Here is a 5,366-nt window from a genome sequence, read left to right as displayed (position 1 = left end):
CAGACCGCGAAGGTGGTGGGCCCGAACGGCGAGAGTATCTGGACGGACAAATACGGCCGCGTGAAGGTGAAGTTCCACTGGGACCGCCTGGCGAAGGGCGATGACACCAGCTCCTGCTGGGTGCGCGTGTCGAGCGCGTGGGCGGGCCAGGGCTACGGCGGGGTGCAGATCCCGCGCGTGGGCGATGAGGTGGTGGTGGACTTTATCAACGGCGACCCGGACCGTCCGATCATTACCGGTCGGGTGTACAACGACGCGAGCATGCCGCCGTGGGCGCTGCCGACTGCGGCGACGCAGATGGGTTTTATGAGCCGCACGAAAGACGGTTCCGTGGACAATGCCAATGCCCTGCGGTTTGAGGATAAAGCGGGCGCAGAACAGGTATGGATCCAGGCCGAGCGCAATCTGGATATTAACGTCAAAAACGACGAAACACATTCTACTGAAAAAAATCGAACCCAGTTCGTTGGCGAAGATGAAACCTTACGGGTAGCGAAAAATCAGAAATCAGGGATTAAAGGCGATGTGGTATGCCTGACGGGGAACAGTCGAAACGATAAAGTCGTTAATAATTTTATACTTTCCGCAGGAAATACGCTGAGACTGGAATGTGGTGAAAGCGCCATCGAGCTATCAAAAGACGGCAGCGTCCATATCATTGGTAATAATTTTAACTTTACTGCGAAACAGAACGCGCAAATTAATACGCTTTCCGGCGAATTACATTTGAACCCTGATGATGGACAAAATGTCATCGATCCGCCTGGCGCATCCCTTCAGGGTGAAATCCAGCAGGAAGTGGATAGTTTTTTTGTTATTAATGGCAATAAATAAGAGTAACCCGAATGGCTGAATATATTCTTCAGGAAGCATCCCTTGCCTTACCCGATGTATTTAAAGACAGAACCATGAATTTATTTACCCTGAGTGATAACGGAGCCAGCGAGTTTACTTTTGTTGTTTCTCGTGCGAGTGCTAAAAACGAAGATAAAGTCCATGATGCGGCAACTCGTTTGGTACGTGAACTGGAAATTACGGTGCCCGACTTTCGTCTCGAATCCTCGCAGATGACCTCTGTTGATGGTCTCCCGGCAGTTGAGCTTTTTTATCAATTCAAAAATGATAATGCGATCATTTTCCAGAGGCAGACCGTTATTTTGCTCGGTGACCATCCTGGCGGCCAAAAGATGGTGTGTTATATCGGTACTTGCCCGGGCGAGTTTAGCGATTATTATCATAATCAATATCAGGAAATTATCCGCAGTATTAAGTTCCACAAACCGGCTCAGACTGAAACTAGAGAAATGCTCGCTGCCGACAGCCAGGGGCCATTTTTTGCGCTTGATAGTGAGAGTAAGGAATTGAGTGTCTTTGAAAACATTCAGGAACTGTATGGACATCTTTCGCTTCAGCGGGCGAAAGAGGGGCAATATTTGCTTTTTGAAAAACAGGGTAAACCACTCAGTATTGCACCCGTTCCGGGGAGCCAACCCCTTCGTTACGCGCTGTGGACGACTTTCGCAGACAAATCACATCACCTACTTTCACAGCTTTCCGTATGCCGCCAGGTGTCTGGTTCTGACCCGCTTGATACAGCCGACCGGATCCGTAAGTATCTGATGGCACAGCGAGCCGAATAGCCATGTCCGAATGTCAGGCTGCTCGCGTAGATGATGAGATTGCACATACAGCCTCAAAAGGCTGGATGATTGCAGGATTGGTGGGCGGGGCCATTCTGGGCGCAGCTGCCGTTGTCGTCACCGGAGGGACCGCGCTGGTTGCTGTTTCTGCCGTTGCGGCTGGGGCATGCGCTGCGGGTGGGTTGGGTGAGCTCCTCGGCAGTATGTCATGGGCTCCACGCCATACTACCGGTACGCTAAAAGAAGGTTCACCCAATGTTTTTATCAACAGCCGAAAGGCGATCCGCGCTCACCTGTCAGCCGGAGAGTGTGATGAGCACAGCGGTAGCCTGCAACGGGTTGCGGAAGGTTCGATAAAAGTTTACATCAACAACTTTCCCGCCTCTCGCACAGGCGATAAATTGACATGCAGCGCTGAGATTAGTCAGGGATCGCGTAATGTTATTATCGGTGGAAGCAAAGTTCAGACCGATGAAATAAGTCCTGAAATCCCGGAATGGGTGAACTGGACGATGCTCGCCGTTGGTGCCGGAGCCATGGCGGTGCTGGCCAGTCCGGCAATCGCACTTCTGAGTACCCTCGGTGCGATGGGCGGTGGGACAGTCGGTAGTTATGCGGGGGGAATGCTGTTTGGCGAAGGTAGCGACGGTCAGAAATGGGGGATGCTGATCGGCTCGGTTATTGGCGGCGGGGCTGGCATGAAAGGCGGGGCAAGGTTTGATGCGTGGCGGGCTGGTAAGCCTGTTCTCGAACCGGTTAAGCCAAATATTTCGGCCCGAAGAGCTGAACTTAATGAAAAATTTGGACGCACGGGCGATCTTAATAGAGATATTAATATCCGTGCAAATCAAAAAATTGTTGATGATTTTATGCGTTCTCAGGGTGTTGAAGAAAGTAAAATACCAGCTTATCGCAGCGGTATAGATCTTGAACAGAGAGTGACAATTGAAACAATCAATAAAGGCAAAATAGCTTATCAGAATCAATCCCCAGGGAATTGGCAAGGAAACTGGTATTCTCTTGACGAATCGACCCCTGCCACAAAACTAGGCATTAACCCTGAGGGACAGGTCAGGGATACGGGGTTAATTGTTCCTAAAGAAGTAAAAGCTTATCAAGCGCAACAAAAAGTTGAGATGCTTCGAAGTAGTGCCACACCAGCCTTGGACACCTGGTCTGTACCAGACAAACCTTTCCAGACAGAAGGCGGTGGGATACAATGGTTTACCACTAAGCGTGATATTTGGACTCCATATAATGAATAACATGACAGCTCTAAATTATGTTGAAAAAGCATTAACTTTAGCAGAAAAGAGATATGCTGAGGTAAAACATCTCAACCCCCACTCCCCACTTTTACAAATGTACGATTCTATTGTACAACAATTAATATTTCTACGGGATTTAATCGAAGGCAAGGAAAAGGATAAAGCAAAATTATGGAAAATGACTTTCGGTATGTATGCAGCAAAGGAGTTTGATAATTCTGATGAGTTGTTTTTTGAAAGGTTGTCGGATGCCTGGTTTATTGTGGATCAAATCCGCCGAGGGTTAAAGGTTAGACTGCCGCATGAGGTTGATGCCAATTACAAAATGAAACAACATAATCTTAAAATGAAATATCCTGGTGAATTTTAGGGTTTGATATTAAAAATATTTTATTATGGGTGAATGGTGATAGACTTACATGCTAATTTGAATGTATTGTTAAAATATGTAGATATATATCGTAAGTACTTACCTGTTAGCAGTCTTTCAGTCCAGCAGAAGATGCAGTATAAATATAATGATAAACTATTAGAATCATCTTTTGATTGCGATGCACAAAAACAATGGGACTTAACACCACAATGTAACATCTCACTCGCGGAATCACGGGATCGTGCTGTCGGTGCGCTTATAGGTCTTGCTGTTGGAGATGCTGTAGGTACGACGCTCGAATTTTTACCTCGTGACAAAGCACATGTCAAAGATATGATAGGTGGTGGGCCATTTCGACTCCGCGCAGGTGAATGGACGGATGATACATCCATGGCATTATGTCTTGCGGAAACGCTTCTTGAGAAAGGTGATGCTGATACTATATGCTTCAGGAATAAGCTTCTGGAATGGCATCGGCATGGTTATAACAGTTCAAATGGCATCTGTTTTGATATAGGAAATACAACTCGGTTTGCTTTAGAGCAATATTTAACTGTTGGTCCTGGGTGGATCGGTAATACAGCACCAGAAACTGCAGGTAATGCTTCCATTATCAGGCAAGCACCTGTCTCTATTTTTTTTAGAAAATCATTAAGCAAAGCGTTTTATGAAGCTAAAAAACAAAGTATCGCAACACACGGTGCCGCGGAAGCAATAAATAGCACACAGTATTTAAGTTATTTGCTTGTGCATATGATTAACGGTAGCAATAAAGATTTTGTTTTTTCTCCGCACGTTATGCCGCTTCAGCCACGCGTAATGATTATCAACGCGGGTGAATATAAGCAAAAAACTCGCAATCAGATTCGTTCAAGTGGTTATGTTATAGATACGCTTGAGGCCGCGATGTGGTCGGTATGGAATACGGATAATTTCCGCGATGCAATTCTACTGGCCGCCAATCTTGCCGATGACGCTGACAGCGTTGCGGCGACGGCGGGACAAATAGCTGGAGCATTATATGGTTATTCCGGTATTCCGCAGGAGTGGAAAAACAAACTCGTGCAGCACGAACGTATCGCCAAAATGGCAGGTGAACTGTTCGATAGAGCTCCAGAGGATAATTTCTTATAATTATATTAGTCATCTGGCACGGGTATTGTACCGTGCCTCTTTCTTTGTCTGTACCTAATGGTTTGTTAGTTAAAAGCGTCCCGGCGTGTCAAAAATTGGACAATACAGATTCTTCGAGAAGAGAAGATGTGGTGACCATGGTTTGTGGATAAAGAAAATTATATTGAGTTGGGTTGAATTAATGGTGTCACTGATATAGTCAATCAGCGGTTCTGGCCAATATTACGCCTGGTAGCAAAATCTATCGCCGCGTTAAGCTGTATCTTGTTGTTTTATGGTATTTGGTTTGGAAAAGGAGTGTGATGCGAAGTGAGATGACGACACGACGATGCCTGGAGAACAACATGTATAAATGTGGTACGTTATGATTCAATGGCTTTTCTTTATTCTCTTTATGATTTGGACACTAGCGCTTATCTGGAATGGAAAAGACTTATTCAGTAAAAAACAATGGTTCCTTGCTGGGTTGATGTTCGTTCTGGTGTTAGTGGCTACGGTTGTTATTGGTTTTACGTTGAAATGGCTCGCTCAGTCAATGTCATTATTCTCCGTCGCAACGGCGAAACACTATTCGATTATCTTTTCCATGTCTTTCCTGTGCGTATGGGGACTAAAAGTTACCGTTGTGCTGCTCTGCACGATCTTTTCCGGGATTACAGGAGGGCACAAAAAATACAATGCTGAAAATTATGAAGCAATATCGTCTATAACACGCGTCGTTGCGCCTTGCCTACTTATCGTTGCTAAAAGCGTAGTTTCCCTGGGGAGCGTCCTTATGTTTTCAGGTTTATGGCTTAAATAAGCACGATTTAAAAAATATCTCAATGAACACCGAGATTAGTCCATAGTGGAATAAAGATTATGCTCAACCGAATTACCGTTCAGCTCCCGGTGGAGGGGCTTCTGTTCTGGAAACTGACGGGCCGCGAGTCGATGTCCGAGTCGTTCGCG

At 46.0% G+C, this 5,366-nt stretch carries 6 protein-coding genes; all 6 read left to right on the top strand.

Annotated elements, in window-relative coordinates; all coding sequences use genetic code 11:
- On the top strand, window positions 1-834 hold an 834-nt coding region (locus tag B498_RS00050), incomplete at its 5' end, for a type VI secretion system Vgr family protein (RefSeq protein ID WP_008503527.1).
- An 11-nt stretch (window positions 835-845) separates the two neighbouring features.
- Entirely contained in the window at window positions 846-1,640 is a 795-nt protein-coding gene (locus B498_RS00055) for a DcrB-related protein (protein WP_008503526.1), read from the top strand.
- Between the two features lie 2 nt (window positions 1,641-1,642).
- A complete protein-coding gene (locus tag B498_RS00060; RefSeq protein ID WP_008503525.1) occupies window positions 1,643-2,905 on the top strand; it encodes a polymorphic toxin type 46 domain-containing protein in 1,263 nt (420 codons plus the stop codon).
- Complete coding sequence (locus B498_RS00065; protein WP_008503524.1) at window positions 2,898-3,278, top strand: immunity protein Tsi6 family protein; 381 nt, start codon at window positions 2,898-2,900, stop codon at window positions 3,276-3,278. Before B498_RS00060 ends, B498_RS00065 begins: the two co-directional genes overlap by 8 nt.
- Window positions 3,279-3,314: 36 nt before the next feature.
- Complete coding sequence (gene tri1, locus B498_RS00070; RefSeq protein WP_032623154.1) at window positions 3,315-4,415, top strand: ADP-ribosylarginine hydrolase Tri1; 1,101 nt, start codon at window positions 3,315-3,317, stop codon at window positions 4,413-4,415.
- Between the two features lie 364 nt (window positions 4,416-4,779).
- Window positions 4,780-5,217: a hypothetical protein gene (locus B498_RS0121835; protein WP_237716813.1), complete on the top strand. Its 438-nt coding sequence runs from the start codon at window positions 4,780-4,782 to the stop codon at window positions 5,215-5,217.
- Window positions 5,218-5,366 lie beyond the last annotated feature (149 nt).

Origin of the sequence: Enterobacter sp. SST3, from assembly GCF_000286655.1 — a bacterium.
Classification (GTDB): domain Bacteria; phylum Pseudomonadota; class Gammaproteobacteria; order Enterobacterales; family Enterobacteriaceae; genus Enterobacter; species Enterobacter roggenkampii.
Note: the sequence above shows the minus strand (reverse complement) of the source record. Positions and strands in the feature narration are given on the sequence as shown.

Excerpts from the sequence above, each read along its gene's own strand:
- B498_RS00055 (WP_008503526.1), top strand. The coding sequence starts at position 846 with ATGGCTGAATATATTCTTCAGGAAGCATCCCTTGCCTTACCCGATGTA.
- B498_RS00060 (WP_008503525.1), top strand. The coding sequence starts at position 1,643 with ATGTCCGAATGTCAGGCTGCTCGCGTAGATGATGAGATTGCACATACA.
- B498_RS00065 (WP_008503524.1), top strand. The coding sequence starts at position 2,898 with ATGAATAACATGACAGCTCTAAATTATGTTGAAAAAGCATTAACTTTA.
- B498_RS0121835 (WP_237716813.1), top strand. The coding sequence starts at position 4,780 with ATGATTCAATGGCTTTTCTTTATTCTCTTTATGATTTGGACACTAGCG.